The organism is Cupriavidus sp. FW305-F7 (assembly GCF_058782875.1).
This window is the reverse complement of sequence record NZ_JBYSYC010000112.1, coordinates 1-2,950: the sequence shown is the minus strand read 5'-3', so window position 1 is coordinate 2,950 and position 2,950 is coordinate 1. Positions and strand designations below refer to the sequence as shown.

The window sequence follows — 2,950 nt, the reverse complement described above, 5'->3', positions numbered from 1 at the left end:
TCGGGACGGTCAGCGCGAACTGCACAAGCGCTCAACGAGCATTTGGGTTGGGCTGAGATCCGCCATCCGTTTCATCCCCTCAGAGGACAACGCTTCCCGGTCCTGAAGACGCGCCGGGTGGCGGGCGTCGACACACTGCTGCTGGGTCATGTAGAACGCGGAAGCTTCAGCATTGCCCGCGAATGGACCGATTGGGGTGCGCCTGCCGTCGAAGACGATTGCGAGGTCCCTGTGTCTCGCTTCGATCTGGGCATGTTGCTGGAGCTCGTCGCGTTGATCGACCAGCTTGCCGCTTCGTCCTCCAAGAAGTCATCAAACAAAGGAGCTTGATCAATGCATCTCATTGCCCTACTATCAGACCAGTTTTTAACGTGGTCCGCCAATGGAAGATATTTCGTCGCCCACTTTACGCAAGCGCCGCGCGCAGTTGCTCAAGCAAATGCCGGCATTGGACACGCTCTTGCGGGGCTCGCTCATCGAACGCTACAAGCGCTGCGGCAAACCTGGCTGCAAGTGCGCCGACGGCCCCGGTCATGGCCCCAAGTACTACTTGTCGGTGAGTTTTCCCGGGCGCAGACCGCAAATGGACTACGTCCCACAAGCCGATTACGCCGACGTCAGCGAACGTTTGGCGAACTATCACCGGGTCCGCGAGATCATCGAGGAGATCTGCGAGATCAACCGCGAACTATTACGCCGCCGCGAGGCGCTCTAAGGGGCGTCGGTGAGCCAGTCGCCACTGCCGCTCACCGACTCCATCGACCTACAATCGGCCGGCGTACTCATCGCCAACATGCTCGAAGCCTGGCTCACCGCCGAGCCCGCGCTGGAGCTGACCGAGGAGGCCGTCGATGAACACCAAGATCACCCCGCAACATCACAGCAAGCCGGCGTACATCTATATCCGCCAGTCGACGCTGGCCCAGGTGCGGCACCATCAGGAGAGCACCGAGCGCCAGTATGCGTTGCGCGACCAAGCGCTGGCATTGGGCTGGCCCCAAACGTCGATCCGGATCCTCGATCGGGACCTCGGCCAGTCGGGGGCGCAGATGACGGGCCGCGAGGACTTCAAGACGCTGGTGGCGGATGTCTCGATGGGGCACGTGGGCGCAGTGTTCGCACTGGAGGTGTCGCGCCTGGCGCGCTCGAACCTGGACTGGCATCGCCTGCTCGAGTTGTGCGCCCTCACCCATACCCTTGTAATCGATGCCGATGGCTGTTACGACCCGGGCGACTTCAACGACGGCCTGCTGCTCGGTCTCAAAGGCACAATGGCACAGGCGGAACTGCACTTTTTGCGCGGGCGCCTCCAAGGCGGCAAGCTCAATAAGGCGCAGAAGGGTGAGTTGCGCTTTCCACTGCCGGTTGGCTTGTGCTATGACGATGAGGGTCGCATCGTCCTCGATCCCGATGACGAGGTTCGCGGCGCCGTGCAACTGGTGTTTCGTCTCTTTCAGGAGACCGGCAGCGCGTACGCCGTCGTCAAGCGCTTTGCCGAAGATGGTCTGCGCTTTCCCAAGCGGGCATACGGAGGTGCCTGGGCAGGTCGACTCATCTGGGGGCGCCTACGCCATGAACGCGTACTTGGTCTGATCCGGAATCCCTCGTATGCGGGCGTCTATGTCTTCGGCCGTTACCAATATCGTCAGCGCATCACGCCTCAGGGAGAGGTCCATAAGCGAGTGCAGCCGGTACCCAAGGCGGACTGGCGTGTCCATCTGCCCGAGCATCACGAAGGCTATATCACCCCGGAGGAATTCGAGCGCAACCAGGCGCGCCTGGCGCTCAATCGGACCAACGGCGAAGGTACAGTGCTCAGCGGTGCGGCGCGTGAAGGATTGGCGCTGCTGCAGGGGATGCTGATCTGTGGCTGCTGTGGCCGGGCGCTGACCGTGCGCTACCAGGGTAATGGTGGCATTTATCCGTTGTACCTTTGTAATGCGCGCCGCCGCGAGGGTCTGGCGACAACCGACTGCATGAGCGTGCGCAGCGATCTGCTCGACAGCGCGATCGGCGAAGCAGTGCTCGCGGCCCTGCGGCCAGCCGAACTCGAACTCGCCGTGACCGCCCTGAACGAACTCGAGCAGCGCGATCACGCCATCATGCGTCAGTGGCATATGCGCATCGAACGCGCCGAGTATGAGGTCGCGCTTGCCGAGCGTCGCTATCAGGAATGCGATCCCGCTAACCGCCTGGTCGCGGGCACCCTCGAGCGGCGCTGGAATGACGCGATGCTTCGCCTCGAAGCAATCAAGACGGAAGCCGCCCAATTCCAGAGCCAGAACGCGCGCGTCGCCACGCCCGAACAGAAGGCCCAGATCCTCGCACTGGCGCGCAATCTGCCGCGCCTTTGGCGCGCTCCGGCGACCCCACCGAAGGATCGCAAGCGCATGTTGCGACTGCTCATCCGGGACATTACTGTCGAGAAACTGCCCGCAGCCAGACAGGTGGTCCTACACGTGCGTTGGCAGGGCGGCACCTGTACCGACACCACCGTGACGTTGCCCAAGCCGGTCATCGAAGCGATGCGCTATCCGACTGCGATCGTCGAGCAGGTGCGTAACCTTTCGCAACATCTGTCCGACCCGCAGATCGTTGCGCACCTCAATCAGGAAGGCCTACGCAGCCCAACTGGCAAATCGTTCACGCTCGCCATGGTCAAGTGGATCCGCTACCGCTACGGGATTGCAGCAACCAGCCTCAAGCGGCCTGACGAACTCACGGTCCAGCAACTCGCTCACCGACTGGGAATCAGTCCACATGTCGTGTATTACTGGATCGAGCGCCAGGTGGTCCATGCTCGGAAGCTCGACGGGCGGGGCCCATGGTGGATCACGCTGGATTCCCTCAAGGAACAGCAACTGCGGGACTGGGTGCGCACTTCAGGGCATCTTCGGAGGCAACATTCCTACACTTAACTGTGAGAGGTGCATTATGAGATCACCGTCGG

The 2,950-nt window shown here is 62.0% G+C and carries 3 protein-coding genes; all 3 read left to right on the top strand.

Annotated elements, in window-relative coordinates; translation table 11 throughout:
- The coding region (locus AC3WL8_RS39775) for a Y4bD/Y4pK family protein (protein WP_492380242.1) at window positions 1-330 on the top strand (330 nt) is incomplete at its 5' end.
- Window positions 331-382: 52 nt separating this feature from the next.
- Window positions 383-715 (top strand): DUF6788 family protein, encoded by a 333-nt coding sequence (locus AC3WL8_RS39770; RefSeq protein ID WP_492380241.1) that lies wholly within the window; start codon window positions 383-385, stop codon window positions 713-715.
- A 136-nt stretch (window positions 716-851) separates the two neighbouring features.
- Window positions 852-2,918, top strand: a complete 2,067-nt coding sequence (locus AC3WL8_RS39765) for a recombinase family protein (RefSeq protein WP_492380240.1) — start codon at window positions 852-854, stop codon at window positions 2,916-2,918.
- The last annotated feature ends 32 nt before the right edge of the window (window positions 2,919-2,950 follow it).